19 protein-coding genes are annotated in these 23,745 nt (G+C 68.3%); 7 read left to right on the top strand and 12 right to left on the bottom strand.

All coding sequences use genetic code 11. The features are described 5' to 3' along the window. Window positions 1–114: 114 nt before the first annotated feature. Complete coding sequence (gene galE, locus V6B97_RS13840; RefSeq protein ID WP_333507094.1) at window positions 115–1,170, bottom strand: UDP-glucose 4-epimerase GalE; 1,056 nt, start codon at window positions 1,168–1,170, stop codon at window positions 115–117. 237 nt (window positions 1,171–1,407) lie between these two features. On the opposite strand from galE, the gene V6B97_RS13835 reads away from it, so the two are divergent. From V6B97_RS13835 to V6B97_RS13825, 3 genes are all read left to right on the top strand, one after another. Further along, entirely contained in the window at window positions 1,408–2,667 is a 1,260-nt protein-coding gene (locus V6B97_RS13835; RefSeq protein ID WP_333507093.1) for a DUF3179 domain-containing protein, read from the top strand. Next, window positions 2,664–3,449 carry an HAD family hydrolase gene (locus V6B97_RS13830; RefSeq protein WP_333507092.1) on the top strand — a complete coding sequence of 262 codons (786 nt, stop codon included), beginning with the start codon at window positions 2,664–2,666 and terminating at the stop codon, window positions 3,447–3,449. The genes V6B97_RS13835 and V6B97_RS13830 overlap by 4 nt, the downstream gene beginning before the upstream one ends. Before the next feature lie 143 nt (window positions 3,450–3,592). Then, a complete protein-coding gene (locus tag V6B97_RS13825) occupies window positions 3,593–4,132 on the top strand; it encodes a hypothetical protein (protein ID WP_333507091.1) in 540 nt (179 codons plus the stop codon). Between the two features lie 140 nt (window positions 4,133–4,272). Here V6B97_RS13825 and V6B97_RS13820 read toward each other — a convergent pair whose 3' ends face one another. The 3 genes from V6B97_RS13820 to V6B97_RS13810 all read right to left on the bottom strand — a co-directional run bounded on the left by V6B97_RS13820 (window position 4,273) and on the right by V6B97_RS13810 (window position 6,306). Next, window positions 4,273–4,992 carry a class I SAM-dependent methyltransferase gene (locus V6B97_RS13820; RefSeq protein ID WP_333507090.1) on the bottom strand — a complete coding sequence of 240 codons (720 nt, stop codon included), beginning with the start codon at window positions 4,990–4,992 and terminating at the stop codon, window positions 4,273–4,275. 88 nt (window positions 4,993–5,080) lie between these two features. Further along, the gene (locus V6B97_RS13815) at window positions 5,081–5,950 is read right to left on the bottom strand and encodes an HD domain-containing protein (RefSeq protein WP_333507089.1); all 870 of its coding nucleotides are present in this window, start codon (window positions 5,948–5,950) and stop codon (window positions 5,081–5,083) included. A gap of 2 nt (window positions 5,951–5,952) precedes the next feature. After that, window positions 5,953–6,306, bottom strand: a complete 354-nt coding sequence (locus tag V6B97_RS13810; protein ID WP_333507088.1) for a hypothetical protein — start codon at window positions 6,304–6,306, stop codon at window positions 5,953–5,955. 348 nt (window positions 6,307–6,654) lie between these two features. On the opposite strand from V6B97_RS13810, the gene dnaE reads away from it, so the two are divergent. From dnaE to V6B97_RS13790, 4 genes are all read left to right on the top strand, one after another. After that, on the top strand, window positions 6,655–10,179 hold the full coding sequence (gene dnaE / locus V6B97_RS13805; protein ID WP_333507087.1) for a DNA polymerase III subunit alpha: 3,525 nt from the start codon (window positions 6,655–6,657) through the stop codon (window positions 10,177–10,179). Window positions 10,180–10,272: 93 nt separating this feature from the next. Continuing rightward, a complete protein-coding gene (queD, locus tag V6B97_RS13800; RefSeq protein WP_333507086.1) occupies window positions 10,273–10,665 on the top strand; it encodes a 6-carboxytetrahydropterin synthase QueD in 393 nt (130 codons plus the stop codon). 220 nt (window positions 10,666–10,885) lie between these two features. After that, a complete protein-coding gene (locus V6B97_RS13795) occupies window positions 10,886–11,503 on the top strand; it encodes a MarC family protein (RefSeq protein ID WP_333507085.1) in 618 nt (205 codons plus the stop codon). 178 nt (window positions 11,504–11,681) lie between these two features. Next, complete coding sequence (locus V6B97_RS13790; protein WP_333507084.1) at window positions 11,682–13,997, top strand: methyl-accepting chemotaxis protein; 2,316 nt, start codon at window positions 11,682–11,684, stop codon at window positions 13,995–13,997. A gap of 128 nt (window positions 13,998–14,125) precedes the next feature. Here the strand turns inward: V6B97_RS13790 and V6B97_RS13785 are convergent, their stop codons facing one another. The 8 genes from V6B97_RS13785 to ispG form a co-directional block, all read right to left on the bottom strand. Continuing rightward, window positions 14,126–14,842 carry a hypothetical protein gene (locus tag V6B97_RS13785; protein ID WP_333507083.1) on the bottom strand — a complete coding sequence of 239 codons (717 nt, stop codon included), beginning with the start codon at window positions 14,840–14,842 and terminating at the stop codon, window positions 14,126–14,128. Between the two features lie 10 nt (window positions 14,843–14,852). Then, a complete protein-coding gene (dxs, locus tag V6B97_RS13780) occupies window positions 14,853–16,793 on the bottom strand; it encodes a 1-deoxy-D-xylulose-5-phosphate synthase (protein WP_333507082.1) in 1,941 nt (646 codons plus the stop codon). 65 nt (window positions 16,794–16,858) lie between these two features. Further along, window positions 16,859–17,815: a polyprenyl synthetase family protein gene (locus V6B97_RS13775; protein ID WP_333507081.1), complete on the bottom strand. Its 957-nt coding sequence runs from the start codon at window positions 17,813–17,815 to the stop codon at window positions 16,859–16,861. After that, entirely contained in the window at window positions 17,799–18,107 is a 309-nt protein-coding gene (locus V6B97_RS13770) for an exodeoxyribonuclease VII small subunit (RefSeq protein ID WP_333507080.1), read from the bottom strand. Before V6B97_RS13770 ends, V6B97_RS13775 begins: the two co-directional genes overlap by 17 nt. Window positions 18,108–18,110: 3 nt before the next feature. Beyond that, window positions 18,111–19,040, bottom strand: coding sequence for a M23 family metallopeptidase (locus V6B97_RS13765; protein WP_333507079.1), 930 nt, complete (start codon window positions 19,038–19,040; stop codon window positions 18,111–18,113). Window positions 19,041–19,090: 50 nt separating this feature from the next. Beyond that, complete coding sequence (gene xseA, locus V6B97_RS13760) at window positions 19,091–20,581, bottom strand: exodeoxyribonuclease VII large subunit (protein WP_333507078.1); 1,491 nt, start codon at window positions 20,579–20,581, stop codon at window positions 19,091–19,093. Between the two features lie 221 nt (window positions 20,582–20,802). Then, the gene (locus tag V6B97_RS13755; protein WP_333507077.1) at window positions 20,803–22,530 is read right to left on the bottom strand and encodes a proline--tRNA ligase; all 1,728 of its coding nucleotides are present in this window, start codon (window positions 22,528–22,530) and stop codon (window positions 20,803–20,805) included. Continuing rightward, a complete protein-coding gene (ispG, locus tag V6B97_RS13750; RefSeq protein WP_333507076.1) occupies window positions 22,530–23,621 on the bottom strand; it encodes a flavodoxin-dependent (E)-4-hydroxy-3-methylbut-2-enyl-diphosphate synthase in 1,092 nt (363 codons plus the stop codon). The genes V6B97_RS13755 and ispG overlap by 1 nt, the downstream gene beginning before the upstream one ends. Between the last annotated feature and the right edge of the window lie 124 nt (window positions 23,622–23,745).

Genomic DNA, 23,745 nt, shown 5'->3' with positions numbered 1-23,745 from the left:
TAAAAGGTGGTTCCTCCCTCCCCCGGACCCCCTCCCTCCTCCACCAAAACTTTTCAATTGGCTATATCGGGACGGCCCAAGGGGGCCAACCCCCTTCCCCCGGATATTTCCCGCTCAGTACTTCTGGTCGCGGTGCCAGGCCCAGGCGGTCTCGATGATCTCGCGGATGTCGGTGATCCTGGGGGTCCAGCCCAGTTCCCTGCCCGCCAGCGTGCTGTCGGCCACCAGCCGGGCCGGGTCGCCTTCGCGGCGCGGCCCCACGGTGAAGGGCACCTCGCGCCCGGTCACCCGTGCCGCCGCGTCGATGACCTGGCGCACGGTGAACCCCTGCCCGTTGCCGAGGTTGCAGTGCAACGCGACCTTCTCGCCTGGTTCCGCCGTCAGCCCGTCCTTCAGGGCCGTCGTGCCCACAGGGGCCGCCAGCAGCCTGTCCAGCGCGGCCAGGTGCGCGTCGCACAGGTCGTTGACGTGGATGTAGTCGCGCACGCAGGTGCCGTCCGGGGTGTCGTAGTCGCTGCCGAACACGGTGAGCGCGGGGCCGGTGCCCAGCACCGCGCGCAGGATGTTGGGAATGAGGTGCGTTTCCGGCGAATGCGATTCGCCGATGCCGCCCGCCCGGTCCGCCCCGGCGGCGTTGAAATAGCGCAGCGCCGCCGAGCGCAGCCCGTAGGCCGTGGCGTGGTCCGCCAGCATGCGCTCCACCATCAGCTTGGACGCGCCGTAGGGGTTCACCGGGGCCAGCGGATGCGTCTCGGCGATGCGCTCGGTGACCGGGTTGCCGTACACCGCCGCCGTGGACGAGAACACCAGCCGCAGCACGCCCGCCTCGCGCATGGCGTCCAGCAGGTTCAGGGTGCCGGTGACGTTGTTGGCGTAGTACGGCGCGGGGTCGCGCACCGATTCGCCCACCAGGCTGCGGGCCGAAAAGTGCATCACCGCGTCGAAGCTGTGTTCCGCGAACACCCGGCGCAGGGCCTGGAGGTCCAGCAGGTCGCCGCGCACCAGGTCGCAGTCCGGGGCGGCGGCGTCCACGGCGTCGGCGTGGCCGGTGGAAAGGTTGTCGAAGATCACGGGCGTGCAGCCGCGCGCCACCAGCGCCCGCACCATGTGCGAGCCGATGTAGCCCGCACCGCCGCAGACAAGCACGTTGCAGATGGGTGTTTCGCCCATGGTTCCTCCTGGAGCGCCCCGGAAGGCCGCTCCGTGGCCGGAACGGGGCATCCTTGCCCCATGCCGCCGTTTTCTCTATTCTTGTCCCGATGCCGACGCACCGGCCACGCGCGCGCATCCCGCCAGCGCCACCGCCCGCGGGCATGCGCTGCACTGGCGGAACGGCGGCGCGCACGCGACGCATGCCGGGGGCGCAACGCCCGCGCAACATGCCGTCAGCCAAGGAGAACCTAACACATGCGGCAACGGATGCAACCACACGGCGCCATCTTTCCGCCCTGCCGCGCCGCGCCTGCGGCGCAGGCCCCCGTCCGGCCTGCCCGGCCTGCCCGGCGCACCCGGCCCATTGGACCGGGCCGCCGCGCGCTGGCCGGACTTGCCCTGGCCTGCCTGGCCGCGCTGCTGTTCCTGTCGGCGTCCGCCCCCGCCACGGCCGGGCCGCGCACCGACGACGACCTGAAGCAACTGGTCGACCAGTTGCTGGAAACCGGGGTCAAGCCCGACGCCATCCCCGCCCTGTACCGCCCGGAATACACCACCACCATCAGCGCGGCCCTCAGCCTGGAAGACCCGGAACCGGTCTTCGTGGTGAACCTGCCCGACGGCCCGCGCATCTACCCCCAGCGCATCATGGTCTGGCACGAGGCGGTGAACGAGGTGGTGGGCGACGCCACCTACTGCATCACCTACAGTCCGCTGACCGGGGTGGTGGCCGCCTACAGGGGGCAGGCAGGCAGGTTCATGACCACCTTCGGCGTGGACGGCCGCCTGCTGTACAACAACACCGTGCTGTTCGACAGGGCCACCGGCAGCCTGTGGTCGCAGCTGCTGGGCATTTCCATCGACGGCCCCCTGCGCGGCAAGGTGCTGCAACGCGTCCCCGCGTGGTGGACCACCTGGGGCATGGCCCGCGCCGCCCTGCCCGACGCCAGGGTGCTGGCCACCCCCACCGGCATCCGCCGCTCGTACGGCAAGGACCCCTACGGCTCGTACCTGCTGCCCGGCACCTACTACGAGGACGAGCGCATCCTGCACCCCGTGCCCAGGCTGGACCGCCGCATGAAGCCCAAGACGCCCATCCTCGGCGTGGACATGCAGGGCCAGCAGGTGGCCATCGACACCGCCGCCGTGCGCAAGGACGGCATCGCCAACATCGAGCAGGGTCCCACCCCGCTGCTGGCCGTGGTGGACCGGCGGCTGGACGTGATCCGGGTGTACGACCGCATGGTGTGGGGCAAGCCCGCCACCTTCGCGCTCGGGAAGGGCAACCCCAACCGCCTGGTGGACGCCGAGAGCGGCAGCGAATGGTCCATGGACGGCAAGGCCGAGTCCGGGCCCATGAAAGGCGCCGTGCTGAACGAGGTGGTGGCCGTGAACGCCATGTGGTTCGCCTGGTCCGCCTTCCACCCCGCCACCCTCATCGTGCCGGGCGCGGATGCGTGGCCCGCGCAGCCCAAGCCCCGGCTGGACGTGCCGGGGCTGGCCCCGTTCCAATGAGCGCGCCCGGCTCGCTGCGCTGCGCGGGCGTGGCCGTGCGGGCCGTGGTGTTCGACTTCGACGGCACCCTGGCCGCGCCCACACTGGACTTCGGCGTCATGCGCCGCGCCGTGGCCGAGGCCATGCGGAGGCATCTGGAGCCGTCGCAGCGCCCGAACCTGCCGAACCTGCCGAGTCTGCCGGACCTGCCGGTGATGGACCTGCCGGCAATGGAGTGGATCGGCCACGTGACGGCCCTGCTGGAACTCCACGGCCGCCGCGCCGACGCCGCAGCCCTGCACGCCGACGCCCACGCCGCCATCCGCCGCGTGGAGGTGGAGGCCGCCGCGCGGGGCAGCCTGTTCCCGTTCACCCGCCCCATGCTGGCCGGGCTGGCCGCCATGGGCGTGCCCGTGGCCATCGTGACCCGCAACTGCCCCGAAGCGGTGCGGGCCGTGTTCCCCGACGTGGACGCGCTGTGCCCCTGCCTGCTCACCCGCGACGACGTGCCCAGCGTCAAGCCCGACCCGGACCATCTGCTGCGCGCGCTGGGCATGCTGGGCCGCGCGCCCGGCGAAGCCCTGATGGTGGGCGACCACCCCATGGACATCGTGACCGGGCACCGCGCGGGCACCCTGACCGCCGGGGTTGCCAGCGGCGAAAGCCCGGCCCGGGCGCTGCACGACGCCGGGGCGCACGTGGTGGCTGCGGACTGCGGGGAACTGATGGCCGGACTGGGCCTGGCGGGGACTGGTCTGACGGGGATTGGGCTGGCGGGAGCGGAGCCGGACGGGCAGGAATAGGGGATACAGCCAGCGGGACGCGCGTCCGGCCCGCGCCCCGTCATCCGACCCCTCGCACCAGCACACCTCGTTGCGCTGTCCCGCGGGGCGGCCTAAGATGGAACATCCGGCCCCGGCCGCAACGATCCGCAGGAGACCACGCCATGACCGTCACGCCCTCCGGCATTTCCGCCACCCGCGCCGCGCTTCCGAAAACCGCCGTCCTTGCGCTGCTGCTCCTTGCCGCCCTGTGCGCCGCATGCGCCGGGCGGGCCTGCCCCCCGCGCGAAAGCTGCACCAAGCCGGTGTTCGAACGGGTCCAGAACAAGGCCGTCAGCGCCGGGCAGCAGGCCGTGGTGCAGGGCCTGCTGGGCGTGCTGACCGGCACGGCCACGGGACCGAAATTCACCGGCGAGGGGGTGCGGCTGGACATGTACCGCGCCTTCGACGACGCCTTCACCGAAGAGGGCTACTCCCTCGACGCCACCCTGCGCGAATTCCTGGGCAAGCACGAGGACACCGCCTACTACCGCGACGCCCTGACCTCCGGCCTGGTGCCGCTGCTGGCAACGCCGCTGTCCATCCTGCGCGTAGCCGACGCCCGCCAGCGCCTGCTGGCCGAAGGCCGGGTGACCCAGCCAACGCTGGACCTGGTGGCCGCCGTACCCGCCTCCGCCACCGGAGAGGGCACGGCGAAGCAATGAAGATGGGCGGGCAGACGACGGCGTGACGCCCGCCGACGCATTTCCCCTGCAACGCGAAACGCCCGGCTTCGGCCGGGCGTCGTGCGTTGTGCGTGGAGGAAAAGGGAATCTGCGCGGCGTGCCTGTCAGCCCGCGTGCCGTCACCCTGCCCGGCTGTTCCGCTCCGCCAGCAGCAGCGCCCCGGCGCCGCCCAGCAACCGCTCCCGCCGGATGACCGTCAGCCCGGCCCGGTGCGCCAGCCCTTCCACACCCCCACGGGCCATGAACCCCCGGAAGTTGCGATAGTGCTCCGCCCCGGCCAGCCGTTCCGGCAGGTGCACGAACAGGACGGCGGGCAGGTCCAGGTTGCGCTCCGCCAGCCGGTAGTCGGCCAGCAGCACGCGCGGGGCCACACGCAGGGCTTCGGCCAGGGCCGCGTTGCCGGTGGCCTCGGGCATTTCGTGCAGGGCCAGCGACAGCACCACCGCGTCGAAGCTGCCGTCCGCGAAGGGCAGCGCGCGCGCGTCGGCGCGCAGCAGGGGAAGACGGTGGGGAGACGCATGGGAGGGTTCCACCGGCGGGCAACCGCCCCCGCCGCGCGGTCCGCCACCACTGGACGCAGCCCTCTCGCACGGCCGGGCCACGCGGGTGGCGGCCCGCGCCGCGCCCAGCATGGCCGGGGAAAGGTCCGCGCCCACGCAGGCCAGGCCCGCGCCGCGCAGCACCGCGCACTGCCGCCCGGTGCCGCAGCAGGCGTCCAGCACCCGCAGCAGCCCTTCGGCGCGGCAGACATGGGCAACGGTCCGGCGAACCCCGTCCAGCGCGGGGTTCAGCAGCAGGTCGTACCATTCCGCGATGCGGGCGTAGGGATCGGCGGTCATGAGGGCTCCGAAGGGTTCGGGGGGAGAGCGGGGCAGGCTCCCGGAAGCGACAGGGCGCGCGGGAACTCGCGCCGGGCCGCCCGGCGCGTTACGGGGCTACGGGCTTCGGCGTTTCCGGCTTATCGGCCGCCATGCCGGGGCGGCAGTCCGCCGCGTCCCGGTCGTCGTGCAGGGCGGCCAGCACCCGGCAGCGCAGTTCGGCCATTTCCGGCACCATTTCGGGAGACGGCAGCCACGCCAGCAACCGCTCCACCCGGCCGGATTCCCGCAGCAGCCTGCGCGAGGCGGCAAAGCCCAGGTCGAAGCTCCAGCCGCACAGCAGGATGCGGAAATCGTTCATGCAGCGCATGTCCGCGTAGCTGGCAAGACGCCCCGAACGCACCGCGTCCAGCACGGCGGGGGTCCATGCTCCTTCCGTTTCCGGCAGGTGCAGCACCACCACTTCGTCGCGGGGGCCGCCGGGCTGCATGTGCGCGGCCAGCACCCGGAAGATGTCCAGCTTGTCGGCGTCGCGCACCACCCGGGTCACCTGCCGGACGCGCGGCGAAACCCCGGCCGGAATGGCGAAGCGGTTGTGCAGCACCACGGCGCAGGCGGCCAGACGGCGCACGGCCGGGGACTCGTCGGCCAGGGGGCGTTCCTCGTGCAGCACCCGGCCGCCCAGCAGGCCGTGGTTGGCCGAACGCGCGTCGCTGAAGGTGTGCCAGCGCCGGTACTGCGGAAACCGCCCGATATCGTGGTACAGCGCGCCCAGCAGCGCCGCGCGGGCACTGACCACGTCCATGGCGCCTTCCGCCGCGGCCTCGGCCACGATGGTCCGGGCGCCCGCCAGCACCAGCAGGGAATGCTCGCGCTTGAGTTCGATGTGCGAGTCGTTGTCCGCGTCGCCGGTCAGGAAGCGGTCCACGTACTGGCCGAACCACGCCTCGTGCCGGGAAATGTCGCGTGCGGCGTCCATGCTCACCGCCGGTCCCCGTCGGGGGACGCGGATACCGCCGAGTCCGGCACCGACCGCGCCGCGTCCGTCCTGTCCGTCCTGTCCGCCCCGACGGCCTGCGCCGACAACTCTTCGGCGCGCCGGGCTTCCTCGCGCCGGGCCTCGTCGTTCCAGCGGTCCCAGGCCGGGTCGCGGAACATCCCCTTCGGCCCGTACAAAAAGCGCAGGAACCAGATGATGGCCCCGAAAAAGCCGATGATCAGGACGTACTGCCCCGCCTTGTCCAGAAACAGCGCCCCCAGCCCGCCCGCGTCCATCGCTGCGGTGGTCGCTGCGGTGGCCGCTGTGGCCGCATGGGCCATGGTCACGTCGAACACGCCAACCTCCTGTGCCGCCCGCTGGCTGCGGCGGCAGCCGTGGTTGTACGCATTCCCTCCCGGCCGGGCAAGCCGCGCCGCGTGCGGCGGCGGCATCCATCCCCCGCCGCTCCCTGGCCCGCTCCCCGGCCCGCTCCCCGGCCCGCGCGTCCGGTCCCCCACTCCGCCGTTGTGAGTGCGCCCCCCTTCTGCTAGGGTGTGTCATCCCCGTCACGGCACCGCCGCCGTCCTTTCCCTCTGAAACGGACGCGGCAACCATCCGTATTCACACGCGAACAGACAGACGGCCAGCCATCGCGCCCGCGCGGCCCGGCCTGCGCCGCCCTGTCGGGAACACGCCCAATCCCCATGTCCGATTTCGTCCATCTGCATTGCCATACCGAATACAGCCTGCTCGACGGGGCCATCCGCCTGAAGGACCTCTGCGCCAAGGCGGTGGACTTCGGCATGCCCGCCGCCGCCATCACCGACCACGGCAACCTCTACGGCGCGGTCTACTTCTACAACACCTGCAAGCAGTTCGGCATAAAGCCGGTCATCGGCTGCGAGGTCTACGTGGCCAACGACCACACGGACAAGACCTCGGAACTGGCCCGGGTGCGCCACCATCTGGTGCTGCTGGCGCGCACCACCGAAGGCTACCACAACCTGGTCAAGCTGGTGACCCACGGCTTCCTGCACGGCTTCCACTACAAGCCGCGCGTGGACATGGACCTGCTGCGCCAGTATTCGGGCGGCATCACCGCCCTGTCCGCCTGCCTGGCCGGGCAGGTGCCGCGCGCGCTCATGCGCGGCACCATGGACGATGCCATCCGCATCGCCCGCGAGTACGAGGCCATCTACCCTGGCCACTACTACCTGGAATTGCAGTCCAACGGCCTGAAGGAACAGGACGAGCTGAACGAAAAGCTGCTCGAACTCGCCCACCACACCGGGCTGCCCCTCGTCGCCACCAACGACTGCCACTACCTGGAAGCCGGCGACGTGGAAGCCCACGACGTGCTGCTGTGCATCCAGACCCAGGCCAAGGTGGACGACGAGCGCCGGATGCGCTTCGAGACCAAGGAACTGTACTACAAGTCGCCGGAGGAAATGGAAAAGGCGTTCGCCCGCGTGCCCGACGCCGTAGCCAACGCCGGGCGCATCGCCGCCGAGTGCGAACTGAAGTTCGAGTTCGGCAAGTACGTCTTCCCCGTGTACGCCCTGCCCGAGGGCATGACCCTGGAGGACGAGTTCCGCCGCCTCTCGCGCGAAGGGCTGAAGCGCCGCCTGGAACGCCACCCCAACCGCGACACCCTCGACCACGACCTGTACTGGAAGCGCCTGGAACTGGAACTGGACGTCATCGGCCAGATGGGCTTTCCGGGCTACTTCCTCATCGTGCAGGACTTCATCAACTGGGCCAAGGACAACGGCATTCCCGTGGGTCCGGGGCGCGGTTCCGCCGCCGGTTCGCTGGTGGCGTGGTCGCTGCGCATCACCAACCTCGACCCCATCCCGTACAACCTGCTGTTCGAGCGCTTCCTGAACATCGAGCGCGTGTCCATGCCCGATATCGACGTGGACTTCTGCGAACGCCGCCGGGGCGAGGTCATCAGGTACGTGGGCGAGAAGTACGGCGAGGACATGGTGGCGCAGATCACCACCTTCGGGAAGATGAAGGCGAAAGCGGTGGTGCGCGACGTGGGCCGCGCCCTGGGCATGACCTTTGCCGAGACCGACCGCATCGCCAAGCTGGTGCCCGAAGACCTGAAGATGACGGTCAAGAAGGCCATCGACGCGGAACCGGACCTGGCCGCGCTGTACAAGACCGACCCGCAGATCCGCAAGCTGCTGGACGTTTCCATGCGGCTGGAAGGGCTGTCGCGCCACGCCTCCACCCACGCGGCGGGGGTTGTGGTGTCGGACAGGCCCATGCGCGAATACCTGCCGCTGTACCGGGGAAAGAAGGGTGAAATAGTCACCCAGTTCGACATGAAGATGGTCGAGAAGGTCGGGCTGGTGAAGTTCGACTTCCTGGGCCTGCGCACCATGACCCTGGTGCAGGATTCGCTGGACGAGATCGCCCGGCAGGGCAAGACCCCGCCCGACCTCGACAACCTGGCCCTGGACGACGCCGAGACCTACGAACTGTACTCGCGCGGCGACACCGACGGCATCTTCCAGGTGGAAAGTTCGGGCATGCGCCAGTACCTGCGCATGCTGAAGCCATCCTGCTTCGACGACGTCATCGCCATGCTGGCCCTGTACCGGCCCGGCCCGCTGGGCTCGGGCATGGTGGACGAATTCATCAAGCGCAAGCACGGCGAACTGCCGGTCACCTACCCCCTGCCCCAGTTGGAAGACTGCCTGCGCGATACCTACGGCGTCATCGTGTACCAGGAACAGGTGATGCAGATCGCCCAGATCGCGGCGGGCTACACCCTTGGCGGCGCGGACCTCTTGCGCCGGGCCATGGGCAAGAAGAACGCCGACGAGATGGCCCAGCAGCGCGTCATGTTCGTGGAGGGCGCGCAGAAGAACGGCGTGCCCAAGGCCAAGGCCGACGAAATCTTCGACCTGATGGAAAAGTTCGCGGAGTACGGTTTCAACAAGTCGCACAGCGCCGCCTATGCCCTGATCTCGTACTACACCGCGTTCCTCAAGGTGCACTTTTCCACGGAATTCATGGCCGCCCTGCTCACCTCGGAAATGGGCAACCAGGACAAGCTGCTGAAATACGTGGCCGCGTGCAAGGACATGGGCATCGCCGTGCTGCAACCCAACGTGCAGGCCAGCCGCCGCGAGTTCACCGTGCACGAGGGGGCCATCGTCTTCGGCCTTGGCGGCATCAAGAACGTGGGCGACGAAGCCATCCGCGAAATCGTGGACGCCCGCGAGCAGGGCGGGGTGTTCGCCTCGCTGCTGGACCTGTGCGTGCGCGTGAACCTGCGCAAGGTGACCAAGCGCGTGCTGGAAAGCCTGATCAAGGGCGGCGCGTGCGATTGCCTTGGCTGCACCCGAGCGGGCATGCTGGCCGCCCTGGACAACGTGGTCAGCAAGGCCCAGAAACGGTTGAAGGACAAGGAATCCAACCAGGTATCCCTGTTCACCATGGTGCCGGAAGAGCCCGCCGTGTGCCCCGGCATCGGCTTCGACTGCGAGGAGCAGCAGGCCCAGGAATGGGACGACGACCAGAAACTGCGCTTCGAGAAGGAGGCGCTGGGCTTCTTCCTGACCAGCCACCCGCTCCAGCCCTACCGCAAGGAATTGTTCCGCCTGCGCCTGACCCCGCTGGACGAGACGCGGGACATGGCCCCCGGCATGTCGCTGAAGACCGCCGTGCTGGTCACCGGCATCAAGGAGCACATGACCAAGAAGGGCGCGCGCATGGCCTTCCTGCAGGTGGAAGACCTGACCGCCTCGGGCGAGTGCGTGTTCTTTCCCGAAGCCTACGCCGAATTTCGCGAACTGCTGAAGTCCGACCAGCCGCTGCTGCTGGAGGCCACCATCAGCAAGCAGCAGAACGACGACGGCGGCAGGAACGGCAACGGGGGCGGCGACGGCATGTCCGGCTTGCCCGGCATGTCGGACGAGGACGACGACACCCCGCGCGAAATCAAGCTGATGGGCGAAAAGGTCATGCCGCTGGCCCGCGCCTGCGGCGCCAGCGACCAGCCCGTGACCATCGACATGCCCCTGCTCCGCGTGGAACCCGCCAGCCTGGCCGCCCTGCGCGCCATCCTGGAGCGGCATCGCGGCCCGGTGCCGGTCAACGTGCGCCTGGTGGTGGACGAAGCCGAATGCCTGTTGCAGTTCGGCCCGCAGTGGATGGTGCAGCCCGGCCCCGCCTTCGAGACCGATATCGCCCACTGGACCGAGGGCCCCGAGTAGGACCGTTTCCGCTCAGAAACAGCCCCTGGCAAGACCTGTTCCTTACGTTTTCCGGCCTCACCGCCTTGCGGGGCTTGCCCCAGGAGACACACCGTGAAGAAATCCATCTGGCGGCTGACCGTGCGCTCGGAATTCTGCGCCTCGCACGCGCTGCGCCATTACGAAGGCAAATGCGAATCCATGCACGGCCACAACTTCGCCGTGGAAATGGTGGCCGAGGGCGACCGCCTGACCGGCGACACCGAGATCGTGCTCGACTTCAAGGTGCTGAAGCGCGAACTGAACGTGGTGCTCGACACCCTGGACCACAAGAACCTCAACGAGGTGGCCCCGTTCGACACCGTGAACCCCTCGTCGGAGAACCTTGCGCGGCACATCTGGCAGCAGCTGGCCCCGCGCCTTGGGCCGCACGGGGTGCGGCTGCACGCCGTCACCGTGTCGGAAAAGGCCGCCCAGTCGGCCACCTACATGGAAATCGAGGAATAGCCGCCCGGCACGGCGTGCCGCCCGTGTCCATGCGAACGGTGCGAACGGTGCGAACAGTGCGAACAGGCGGCGCGCGCCCGGCCCCGCCCCGTGCGCGTGCCGGTGTGCCCCGGATATGCGGAATGACGCCCATGCCCCATGGGGGATTCCCCATCGGCCCCACCCCTTCCCCCACAGCCCATGCGCCGCATGCGTCCACCCCCCTGAATCGGATATGCCCATGTTCGACGCCTTCGACTTCCGCACCGCCTTCGAAATCGCCCTGCCGCTGTTCCTGATCATGGACCCGGTGGGCAACGCCGCCATGTGCATCGGCATGCTGCGCGAACACAGCGAGGCGCGGCAGCGCGCCATCCTGCGGCGCGAACTGCTGTTCGCGCTCGGCGTCATCCTGGGCTTCCACGCGCTGGGCGACGCGCTGCTCGGCATGCTGGAGATCGAACAGTCCACCCTGCGCCTGTCCGGCGGGCTCATCCTGTTCATCATCGCCATGAAGATGGTCTTTCCCCCGCAGGAAGGCGACACCGAGGCCGTGGCCCACGATCCGTTCATCGTGCCCATCGCCGTGCCGCTCATCGCCGGGCCGTCGCTGCTGGCGGCGGTGATGGTCTTTGCCCGGCAGGCCCAGGGCGGCATGATGGCCCAGGTCAACGTCCTGGCGGGTGTCCTGATGGCCTGGGCGGGCACCGCCGCCATCATGGCCTTCACGCCCGACATCGCGCGCCTGCTGGGGGCACGCACCATGCGGGCCATGGAACGGCTGATGGGCCTTGTGCTCATCCTGATGGCGGTGCAGATGCTGGAAAACGGGATACGGCTGTTCGTAACGTCATTGTAACGTCATTACAAGATCACCGTAGTACTTTCGCCCTTTCTGTATGTGGCGCACCCTGTTCACGAGTGCGCCACTTCTGTTTTCCCCCATATCCCAGGTAGTACCCGCATTTCTTGACACACCGCACGACATGGGCCTACATCTTGTACAAGATGGAAATATTGCATCGCAGGGAGGAATCATGAACGCGAAAAGCGTCGCTCCGGTGTTCATCATCTCGGTCATGCTGGCCGTCATCGCGGCATTCGCCACCATCATATACTACGTGACGAGTTCCTCGTACCGTATGTCGCTGGAGCTTGAACAGCACGCCATGGAGCAGGCAGGAGAAGGTGCGCGCGATGCGCTTTCGCTGTACGTGCAGAACTTCACCGGCACCATCAACCAGCTCTCCAAGCAGCGCCTGGTGCTGGAAGCGCTGACCGGCGACGCCGCCACCGCCCAGAACCGGCTGAAGGACGTGGTGCGCGGCGACCGCAACATCTGGTCGGTTCTCGTGTTCGACGACCAGGGCATCATCCGTGCGGGCATCAATGCCGACATGGAAGACCTGACCGGCGGCAAGCGCGGCGACCGCGACTACTTCAAGGCGGTCATGGCCGGGCAGGACACCTTCATCGGCAAGTCCATCATCACCGCCAGGTCCGGCGGCGGCAACATGTTCATCTTCGTGGCGGTGAAGGCCATCCGCGACGTGAGCGGCAAGGTCATCGGCGGGGTGGGCATCTTCCCCCGCTGGGAAAACTTCACCTCCGTCTTCGTCAGCGGGCTGCGCTTCGGGCAGCGCGGGTACGGCTTCATGCTGGACGGCAGCGGGCGCCTCATCGCCCACCCCGACAAGGAGATGATGCTCAAGGACCTGACCGAGCACGAATTCGCGCGCACCGCCCTGTCCATGAAGAACGGCAACGCGTTCTACGACTGGAAGGGCGAACGCAAGTACCTGACCGTCACCACCGAACCCGTCACCGGCTGGCTGGTGTGCATGAGCGCCTATACCGACGAACTGGCGGGCACGGCCATCGCCCAGCGCAACACCCTGCTGGGCATCGGCGCGGCGGCGCTGCTGGTGCTGGCGGGGGTGATATCGCTGCTGGTGCGGCGGCTGGTGGCCCGCCCGGTGGCGGACATGGAAGCCTACACCCGCGCCGTGGCGGGCGGCGACCTGAAGACCGTGCTGCACGATGGCTTCAAGTACGAATTCCGCAGCCTGGGCGACAACGTGCGCACCATGGTGGGCGAACTCAAGAACAAGCTGGGCTTCGCCCAGGGGCTGCTGGACGGCATCACCCTGCCCTGCGTGGTGGCCGGGCCCGACCAGCGGGTGCTGTTCGTCAACCGCGCCACCCTCGACTACATGCAGATCGAGGGCGACCCGCAATCCTTCACGGGCGTGCCGGTGGGGCGCATCTTCCACGCCGACGACAACCACCCCACGGTCATCGGCACCTGCATGACCGAACGACGCGCCCATCGCGGCGTGCAGGTGGAACTGGCGGGCCGCAAGGGCGCCAGGCTGTACGCCAGCGTGGACGCCGCGCCCATGTACGACCTGGACGGCACGCTCATCGCCGGATTCGCCCTGGTTGCCGACCAGACGGACATCAAGACCCAGCACGCCCGCATCGAGGAGCAGAACGAGCGCATCGCCCGCGCCGCGGTGAAGGCCGACGAGGTGGCCAACATGCTGGCCTCGGCCTCGGAACAGCTGGCCGCGCAGATCGAGCAGTCCGCGCGCGGCAGCGACGAGCAACGCAGCCGCACGGCCGAAGCGGCCGCCGCCGTGGAGGAAATGAACGCCGCCGCCGTCAGCGTGGCGCGCAACGCCACGGAAACCGCCGAACTTGCCGATTCCGCCCGCTCGCAGGCCCAGGAGGGCGCACGGCTGGTGGGCACGGTGGTGGACACCATCAACGCCATCAACGGCAAGGCCGAGACGCTCAAGGCCGACATGACCGAACTGGGCAGGCAGGCCGACGGCATCGGCCAGATCATGAACGTCATCGCCGACATCGCCGACCAGACCAACCTGCTGGCCCTGAATGCCGCCATCGAGGCGGCCCGCGCCGGGGACGCCGGGCGCGGCTTCGCCGTGGTGGCCGACGAGGTGCGCAAGCTGGCCGAAAAGACCATGACCGCCACCAACGAGGTGGGCAACTACATCCGCTCGGTGCAGCAGAGCGCGCGGGCCAATATCCAGAGCACCGAGGACACCACCGCCGCCATCGTGGACTGCACGCGCACCGCCAATCTTTCCGGCGATTCGCTGCGCAGCATCGTGGGCCTGGTGGAACACACCTCGGACAACGTGCGGACCATCGCGGCGGCCAGCGAGCAGCAGTCCGCCGCCAGTGAGGAAATCGGGCGCGGCACCGAGGACATCAACCGCATCGCCTCGGAAACGGCGGAGGCCATGGGCCAGTCCTCGCAGGCCGTGACCGAACTGGCCCGGCTGGCCGTGGAACTGAAGGGGATCATCACGGAGATGCGGGCGTAGCGGTGACACTCTTTTAAATCTACCACCGCTTACGCAACGACACAGCGGTAACGTATAGGGCACGCAGACAGCAGTCTGCGCGCCCTATTTTCCTCAAAAATAAATATTAGTTACAAAAAATAAAAACATTACTGCTCAATCATACGGAGTCTCGACCATGGGATGGCCACTGTGGAATTCCCTCGCACAATATAGGCAACGTCACCAATTCTTTCCACAGAATCAGCTAAAACCCCATCAAACTCTTTAACATCGGAATATACAACAACTGAAGCATTTTTGATCCCAGAAACATTTTTACCACTCAAGCGAGCAATATTAAAAAATGAATAAAAAACAATCACAATACCAAGAGAAAGCAAAAAACCTCCAAAAATATCAAACTTTCCGCAACACACTACAACAGAAACAGAAATAAAGCATATAAGCATAAGATACCCATAAGATTCTACGACAAAACGACCATACCACACAATAAAGATCGCAAAAATACAAAAAAAAGCAACGAAAACAATATACCACCAATAACACTTAAAATAATTTTTGCATTTCACACAAAAAGTTCGTCTTGAATCAAGCCTATTGACTCTCTTTAGTACATCACCTATGATCATATATGCAAATAAATACATAATTATTGAGAAAACAATGCAAACTAAAAAGACAACCAGACTAAATTGGTCTGCAAACCATGCAGCGTCATCAGATGACACTAATCCTCTTAAAAAGTGCGGGGCACTCGCAACCCCTCCCAAGATACAAGCCTTACGAATCAATAAATAATACATTGAAACAACAAGAGCTAATGCGGCAACGTCTTGTATCCCGCTTTTTCTTTGTTCCATCAGACTACTCCTAAACTTCTCCCAGCATGTCCCGCAGGGATTCCTCGATGCCGTCCACACACAGGCCCAGCTTCGCCCGCAGTTCCTTCTGGCTGCCATGCTCCACGAAATGGTCGGGCACGCCCAGCCTGCGGATGACCTGGCCCCGCAGCGCCCCCCGGTCGGCCAGACATTCCAGCACGGCGGAGGTGAAGCCGCCCGCCAGGGCGTTCTCCTCGACGAGCAGCAGCGCGTCGTGAGTGGCGGCCAGTTCCAGCAGCTGGTCCGCAGGAAGGGGCTTGGCCCACACCGCGTCGAACACCGTGACCTGGCGGCCGGACTCTTCCGCCACTCGCTCCGCCGCCTCCAGCGCCGGGGCCACACGGGTGCCGCAGGCGATGACGGCAAGCCCTTCGCCTTTCTTCAGCACCTCGCCACGGCCAAGGGGCAACACCTCGCCGCGCGGGGGCAACGCGACCCCCGTGCCCACGCCGCGCGGATAGCGCACGGCCACCGGCCCATCCAGGGCCAGGGCGGTGCGCATGGCGTGGCGCAGTTGCGCCTCGTCGCGCGGGGCCAGAATGTGCATGTTGGGGATATGCCGCAGGTACGACACGTCGAACACCCCGTGGTGGGTGGGGCCGTCCTCGCCCACCAGCCCGGCGCGGTCCACGCAGAAGACCACCGGCAGGTTCTGGATGCACACGTCGTGCACCACCTGGTCGTACGAACGTTGCAGGAACGTGGAATAGATGGCCACGAACGGCCGCAGCCCCTGCGTGGCCAGCCCCGCGGCAAAGGTCACCGCGTGCTGCTCGCAGATGCCCACGTCCACGAACCGCTCGGGATGGCGCGTACAGAAACAGCTGGTGCCGGTGCCTTCGGGCATGGCGGCGGTGATGGCCATGACCCGCGCATCCTCGTCGGCCAGCATGCACAGGGTTTCGCCGAACACGTCGGTGAAGCTGGGCAGCGCCGGGGCGTCGGCCAGCTTGGCGGCCTTGCCCGTTTCCGGCTCGAAGCGGCCCACCCCGTGGAAGTGGGTGGGGTTGGTCTCCGCCGGGGCGTAGCCCTTGCCCTTGCGGGTCAGCACGTGCAGCAGCACCGGCTCGTCCAGGGTGCGGGCCATGTCGAAGGTGCGGGTCAGCGCCTTGACGTCATGCCCGTTCACCGGGCCGATGTAGTTGAACCCGAACGCCTCGAACAGCATGCCCGGCGTGAAGAAGCCCTTCAGGCTGTGCTCGCTGCGCTTGGCGTAGGCCAGCATGTCCTCGCCGATGCCGGGGATGGAACGCATGAAGGTTTCCATGTCCTTCTTCATGCGGCGCACCCAGCGCTTGGACAGGTTGCGGCTGAGGAACAGCGACAGCGCCCCCACGTTCTTGGAGATGGACATCTCGTTGTCGTTCAGCACGACGATGAGCTTGCGGTCCATGGCCCCGGCCTGGTTCAAGCCTTCGAAGGCAAGGCCGGCGGTCATGGAGCCGTCGCCGATGACGGCCACCACGTTGTGGTCGCCCCCGGCCAGGTCGCGGGCCATGGCCATGCCCAGCGCGGCGGAGATGGACGTGGAGGAATGCCCCACCCCGAAATGGTCGTAGGGGCTTTCCGCCATCTTGGGAAAACCGCTGACGCCCCCCATGCGCCGCAGGGTATGGAACGCGTCGGCCCGGCCCGTCAGCAGCTTCCAGGCGTAGGCTTGGTGCCCCACGTCCCAGATGACCTTATCGCGGTCGGCGTCGAACGAGGTCAGCAGGGCGATGGTCAGTTCCACCACCCCCAGCGAGGGCGCAAGGTGTCCGCCGTTGCGGGACACGGTGGCGATGATGCGCTGGCGCAGTTCGTCGGCCAGTTGCTGCACCTTTTCGGGCGCCAGTCCGGCCACGTCGCGCGGGCTGGCGATGGAATCCAGAAGGGGCGTGCCAACAAGCTGCCCTTGGAGAGAAAGCGAGGGCGGTAGCTGCTCGGTCATGCGTGGGTATCCGTTATCGGGCCGCGCGGGGCGCGTCCGGTGATGCTGTGCGTTGTGGGCGGACGCTAGGAGGCGCGGTCCACGATGTAGCTGGCCAGGCTGCGCAGGAAATCGGCATCCGGCCCGCTGAAGGGGGCCAGCCGTTCGATGGCCGCGTCCGCCCGTTGGCGGGCCAGGGCGCGGCTGCGCTCGATGCCCAGCAGCAAGGGATAGGTGGTCTTGCCCTGCTCCGCGTCGCTGCCCACGGGCTTGCCGATTTCCGCCTCGTCGCCCACCTCGTCGAGGATGTCGTCCACGATCTGGAAGGCCGCGCCGATGTGCGCGCCGTAGTCGGCGATGCGGGCCTGGGCGTCGGCGTCGGCGCCCGCCAGCAGCGCTCCGGACAGGCACGAGGCGCGCAGCAGCGCCCCGGTCTTCATGGCGTGCATGGCGGCCATTTCCTCCAGGGTCACGCCCGCGCGGCCGGTGTACTCCATGTCCAAAGCCTGCCCGCCCACCATGCCGGGGGCGCCGGCGGCGCGGGCCACCACGCGCAGGGCGGCCAGCACGTTGGCGGCCGGAATGGCGGCGGTCGGGATGGCGGCATTGCCGCCGCCCTCGTCACCGGCATCCGCCCCAGCGCTGGCCCCGGCTCCCGCCATGAAATCGAAGGCGTCGGTGAGCAGGCCGTCACCGGCCAAGATGGCCGTGGCCTCGTCGAACATCTTGTGGTTCGAGGGCTTGCCGCGCCGCAGGTCGTCGTCGTCCATGGCGGGCAGGTCGTCGTGGATGAGCGAGTAGGTGTGGATCATCTCGATGGCGGCGGCAAAGGGCATCACCCGGTGTGCGGGCAGGCCGAACAGCGCGGAGGTGGTCAGGCACAGCACCGGGCGTACCCGCTTGCCGCCCGCGTTCAGGCTGTATTCCATGGCCGCGCACAACCGTGCGGGAATGCCCCGGTCGGCCAGACACGCGGCCAGGTAGCGTTCCACCCCGGCCGCTTCGGCGCGCAGCCGGGCCTTGATCTCACTCGGCGTCAGCATCGTCCCCCACCTCTTCAAAATCCGTCAGCTCACCCTGGCCACCCTGGCCGCCTTCGGTGAACAGGCGTATCTCGTTGCGGGCCGTGCGCAGCCGTTCGCGGCAGGCGCGGGCCAGGCCCAGCCCTTCCTTGTACAGGGCCACGCCGCGCTCCAGCGGCAGGTCGCCCGCTTCCAGCGCGGCCACCACTTCCTGCAGGCGGGCCATGGCGGCCTCGTAGTCCACCTGTTCCCCGAGTTCCTTGACGCTGCCGGGGGCGTCGCCCCCCGCATTCTTCCGTGCGCGCGCGGCCATGCGTTACTCCCGTGTGGTCGCGCCCGTGCTGCCGGGCGCGTTCTCCAGCAATACCTGAGGGTCCACCATGTCGCCAAGCACCGCCATGCCGAAATGCAGGTGCGGCCCGGTGACCCGGCCCGTGCTGCCCACCCGGCCGATGATCTGGCCCCGCGCCACCGTCTGGCCGGGGGCCACATCCATGGCCGAAAGGTGAAAATACATGCTGACGACGCCCATGCCGTGGTCGATGTACACGGAATTGCCCGCGAAATAGTGATTCTCGGCCAGCACCACCCGCCCGGACGCGCAGGCCGCCACCGGCTCGCCCGCCTCGCCGCGCAGGTCCAGCCCGCGATGCGGCGCGCGCGGTTCGCCGTTGAACACCCGGCGCAGGCCGAACAGGCTGGACACGCCGCCCGGCACGGGCCGCGCCATGGGCAGCGCCCACAACCGCTCCGGGGTGCGCAGGGCCAGGGCGGCCTTGATCCTGGCGCGCTCCGCCTCGTGCCGGTCCAGCGCGGCCTTGTCCGGATTGACGTACTTGCCCTCCACGGTCAGGCGCTGTTCCGGGTAGGCGGCGCGGACCACGGCGACGGTGCGCGTAACGGCAGGCACGGCCTTGGGCTGCCCGGCGGCGCGGGCGCGCAGCGTTTCCCTGCCCGGCTTCGCATCCAGCGGCACGGCCAGGATGGCCTGCCCGGTCCATGTGGAGGCCCCGGTGGAGCCGGAGGCACCGGCCGCCACGGGCACGGTCACGGCCTGGCCGCGCCAGTCCAGCACCACGTCGCCCGGTCCGTCCGCCGTCACCGTGACCACGAAGGGCTTGCCGTCGCCCGTGGCTTCCGGCGCGTCCAGGGACAGCACCGCCGCATGCGCGGGTGCGGGCACGGCAACCACGGCCAGCCCCACGGCAAGACACCAGCAGGCCGTCAGCATCGACAACAGGCGCACGGCCCCCGCGCCTCCCTGTCCGGCATGACCGGCACGAAAACCCCACTGCATCACGAAATCTCTCCGGCGGGCCGCTCCGTGGCGCCCGTTCCGGCGTTGCCGCCGGATTCGACGGTGCAGCCATCTCCGGCCGCGCCATCCTGTCCTTCCATCCCGCCGGCGCGCGCGCCGCGCACGGTCACGTCCACCTCGCCGTCGCGCACCAGCACGGCCAGCGCATCGCCGGGCGCGGCCTCGGCCACGCTGCGCAGAAAGCCGCCGTCGGCCCGGCGCACCAGGCTGTACCCGCGTTCCAGCGGACGCAACGGATCCAGCGCATCCAGCCGCAGGGCGCAGCGCTCAAGCTCATGCTCGCGTGCGGTCACCGCGCGATCGCCCGCCCAACGCAAGCGCGATTCCAGCGCATCCACGGCGCGCTCCCGCCTGTCCCACGCCTCCGGCCCCAGCACGCGGGCCAGGGCCGCGTCCGCAGCGGCCAGCCGCGCCGCATTGCGCTGCGCCAGCGCATCCCACGCCCGGCCCAGACGGGCCACCGCGTCGGCGAAGCGCTCGTCCAGCCGGGCCAGCGCCCGCTCCGGCGAAAGCCAGGCCAGACCGCGCATCAGTCCGCCCAACTGTTCGTCCAGCCGGGCAAAGCGGCGCTCCATGCCCCGCGTCAGGGCCATTTCCAGTTCGTCCACGCGCTGGGCCAGTTCGCGCCGTTCCGGCCACAGCAGTTGCGCCGCGTGGGTGGGTGTGGCCGCGCGCACGTCGGCGGTCATGTCGGCCATGGTGTGGTCCACCTCGTGGCCGATGCCCCCCAGCACCGGCAAGGGGCTGGCGAACACCGCCGTGGCCACCCGCTCGTCATTGAAGGCCCACAGGTCTTCCAGCGAGCCGCCGCCCCGGATCAGCACCGCCACCTGCGCCCAGCCCTGCGCCGCCACGTCGGCCAGCGCGGCCTCGATGCGCGGCGGAGCCTCGTCGCCCTGCACCGGCACGGGATGAATCCGTATCTGGCAGCCCCAGCCGCGCTCCTCCGCCATGCGCAGGAAGTCGCGGATGGCCGCCCCGGTCGGAGCCGTGACCACCGCCACCCGTTTCGGGTGACGCGGCAGCGGCCGCTTGCGCGCCGCGTCGAAATATCCCCGCTCCGCAAGGCGAGCCTTCAATGCCTCGAACTGCGCGTGCAACCGCCCCAGGCCCGCGTCCTGGGCCATCTCGACCACCAGTTGGTACCCGCCGCGCGGCGGGTACACCGTCAGCCGCCCCGCGCAGAGCAGTTCCTGCCCGTTGGCCATGGTGCGCGCAAGGCCGGGGCGCGGCCCGTCCTCGAACACCTCGCCGGTCATGGGGTCGAAGTGTTCCGCGTCGCGCTGGTTGCCCCGGAACCACACGCAGTTCAGCACCGCGTCCTCGTCCTTGAGCGCGAAATAGCAATGCCCCGAGGACGGGCGCGACAGGTTGCTCACCTGCCCGCGCACCCACACGAAGGGAAACCCGCCCTCCACGGCGGCCCGGATGGCTCGGGTCAATTCACCCACGGTGTAGATGGTGCTCATGACAGGCGAGTTTTTTTGCGCCTCCGGCGGGCAGGGGGCCATGCCCCCTGCACCCCCTTTTTCGGGTGCGATAGGTCAATTGAAAAATTTGGGGAGGAGGGGTCCGGGGAGGGAGACCCTTTTTCGCTCTGCGGTCGCCATCCGTAAGATTCGCGCTTCGCGCTCATCAACGGCTGCCGCAAAAGGTCCCCTCCCCGGAAATTCTTCATAGCCTGTTTTCCTTACAACCCCCAGCCCGCGCGCACGGCGGCGCGCCAAGCGCGGAAGGCTTCGGCGAAGCCGTCCACGGGCAGTTCGGTCTTCTCGCCGGTGCGGCGGTCCTTGGCTTCCACGATGCCTCGGGCCAGGCCCTTGCCGCCCACCACCAGTTGCAGGGGCATGCCCACGAGGTCGGCGTCCTTGAACTTGACGCCGGGGCGTTCGTCGCGGTCGTCGAGGATGACGTCCACGCCTTGGGCCTTGAGTTCGGCGTAGAATTCCTCTGCCTTGCCCAGGGTGTCGCCGTTCTTGGGGTCCAGACAGCACAGCACGGCTTCGTACGGGGCGATGGGCGGCGGAAAGACGATGCCGTCGGCGTCGTGGTTCTGCTCGATGCACGAGGCCACCACGCGCGACACGCCGATGCCGTAGCAGCCCATGATCATGACCTTTTCCTTGCCGTCCTCGTCCAGGAAGGTGCACTTCAGCGGGTCGCTGTACTTGGTGCCCAGCTTGAAGACATGGCCCACCTCGATGCCGCGCGTCAGCTCGATGGCCCCGCCGCAGCGCGGGCAGACGTCGGCGGGGGTGATCACGCGCAGGTCGGCGTAGCGCTCGATCCTGGCGTCGCGGCCCAGGCTGACGTTGCGCAGATGGGTGTCGCCCTTGTTGGCGCCGGTGATCCAGCCGTCGGAGGCCAGCAGTTCGTGGTCGGCGAAGACGCGCTCCACGTTCAGCCCCACGGGTCCGGCAAAGCCCACGGGCGCGCCGGTGACCTGCTGCACCAGTTCGGGCGCGGCCAGGTCCAGTTCGTCGCACCCCAGCAGGTTCTTCAGCTTCACGTCGTTCAGTTCGCGGTCGCCGCGCACCAGGGCGGCCACGGGCTTGCCGTCGGCCACCAGGATCAGCGTCTTGACCAGCGCGGCCGGCGGCACGCCCAGGAAGGCGCACACCTCTTCCACGGTGTGCTTGCCGGGGGTGGCCACTTCCTCGATGCTGCCCACGGCGGGCAGCGACGCGGGCACGACAGGGGCGGCCACCTCGGCGCGTTCCACGTTGGCGGCGTACACACAGGCGGTGCAGGCGGCGATGGTGTCCTCGCCGGTGTCGGCCAGCACCATGAATTCATGCGAGAAGCTGCCGCCGATGGAGCCGGAATCCGCCTCCACGGCGCGGAAGCGCAGGCCCAGGCGCTTGAACACCTGCTGGTAGGCCTCGTACATGGCCCAATAGCTCTTGTCGGCGCCCGCCTCGTCACGGTCGAAGGAGTAGGCGTCCTTCATGATGAACTCGCGGCCGCGCATCAGGCCGAAGCGGGGGCGGATCTCGTCGCGGAACTTGGTCTGGATCTGGTACAGGTTCAGCGGCAGTTGGCGATACGAGCGCACCTCGCCGCGCACGAGGTCGGTGATGACCTCCTCGTGCGTGGGGCCGAGGCAGTAGTCGCGGCCGTTGCGGTCCTGGAAGCGCAGCAGTTCCTTGCCATAGAATTCCCAGCGGCCCGATTCCTGCCACAGGTCGGCGGGCTGCACCATGGGCATGGAAAGTTCCAGCGCGCCCGCGCGGTTCATTTCCTCGCGCACGATGGCGGCGGTCTTCTCGATGGCCCGCAGGCCCAGCGGCATGTAGATGTAGATGCCCGAGGTGAGCTTGCGGATCATGCCCGCGCGGGTGAGCAGCTTGTGGCTGACCACCTCGGCGTCGGCCGGGGCTTCCTTCAGGGTGGGGATGTAGCAATTGCTCCAGCGCATCAGCTGTCCTTTCTGGCTGCCTTGCGTTCGGCAAGGAACGTATCGAGTTCTTCCATGAAGGCGGCGAGCAGGTTCGCGCCACCCTTGACGGTCCGTATGATCTCTCCCTTGCGGAAGATGATGCCCTTGTCGCGCCCGCCCGCGATGCCGATGTCGGCCTCGCGCGCCTCTCCGGGGCCGTTGACGGCGCAGCCCATGACGGCCACCCTGAAGTTTTCCGTCTCGCCCGCCAGGCGGCGCTCCACCTCCTGGGCGAGGGTGATCAGCCCTATTTCGGTTCGTCCGCATGTCGGACAGGAGATGATTTCCGGCCCCCGGTGGCGCAGCCCCAGCGAGCGCAGGATTTCCCACGCCACGGGCAGTTCCTCCACCGGGTCGCTGGTCAGCGAGACGCGCAGCGTGTCGCCGATGCCCAGCCACAGCAGCACACCCAGGCCCACCGACGACTTGACGGACCCGCGCAGCATGGTGCCCGCCTCGGTCACGCCGATGTGCAGGGGATAGTCGCAGCGCTCGGCCAGCACGCGGTAGGCGTCGATGGTGTGCAGCACCGACGAGGACTTGAGCGATATCTTGATGTCGCCGAAACCCCGGTCCTCCAGCATGCGCACGTGGCCGAGGGCGCTTTCCACCATGGCTTCCGGCGTGGGCCCGCCGAAGCGTTCCAGCAGGTGCCTTTCCACCGAGCCGGAGTTGACCCCCACCCGGATGCACGCGCCGCGCGCGCGGGCGGCGTCCACTACGCGGGCCACGTTGGCCTCGCCCCCGATGTTGCCGGGGTTGATGCGCAGGGCGTCCACGCCCGCCTCCAGCGCGGCCACGGCCAGGCGGTGGTCGAAGTGGATGTCCGCCACCAGCGGCACGGGCGAGGCCGCGCGGATGGGGCCGATGGCGGCGGCCGCCGCCTCGTTCAGCACGGCCAGGCGCACCACCTCGCAGCCCACGGCGGCCAGCGCGCGAATTTGCGCCACGGTGGCGTCCACGTCGCGGGTGTCGGTATTGGTCATGCTCTGCACGACAACGGGGTTGCCCCCCCCGATGCGCACGTCGCCGATGCGGACCTCGCGGGTCCGCCTGCGTTCGATGGTCATGAATGGTCCCCGAAGATGGACGGCCCGGCGGCCCCCCGGAGGGCGCAGGCCGAATTGACGGTTCATACTGCATTTCCCCCTGCTCGCCAAGGGCGCTCCGGCCGCCGGGACGGGCGCGCGCCCC

Origin of the sequence: Nitratidesulfovibrio sp. 1201_IL3209 (assembly GCF_036763125.1) — a bacterium.
Taxonomy (GTDB): Bacteria; Desulfobacterota; Desulfovibrionia; order Desulfovibrionales; family Desulfovibrionaceae; genus Cupidesulfovibrio.
The sequence above is the reverse complement of the archived record's forward strand: the minus strand, read 5'-3'. Positions and strand labels throughout refer to the sequence as shown.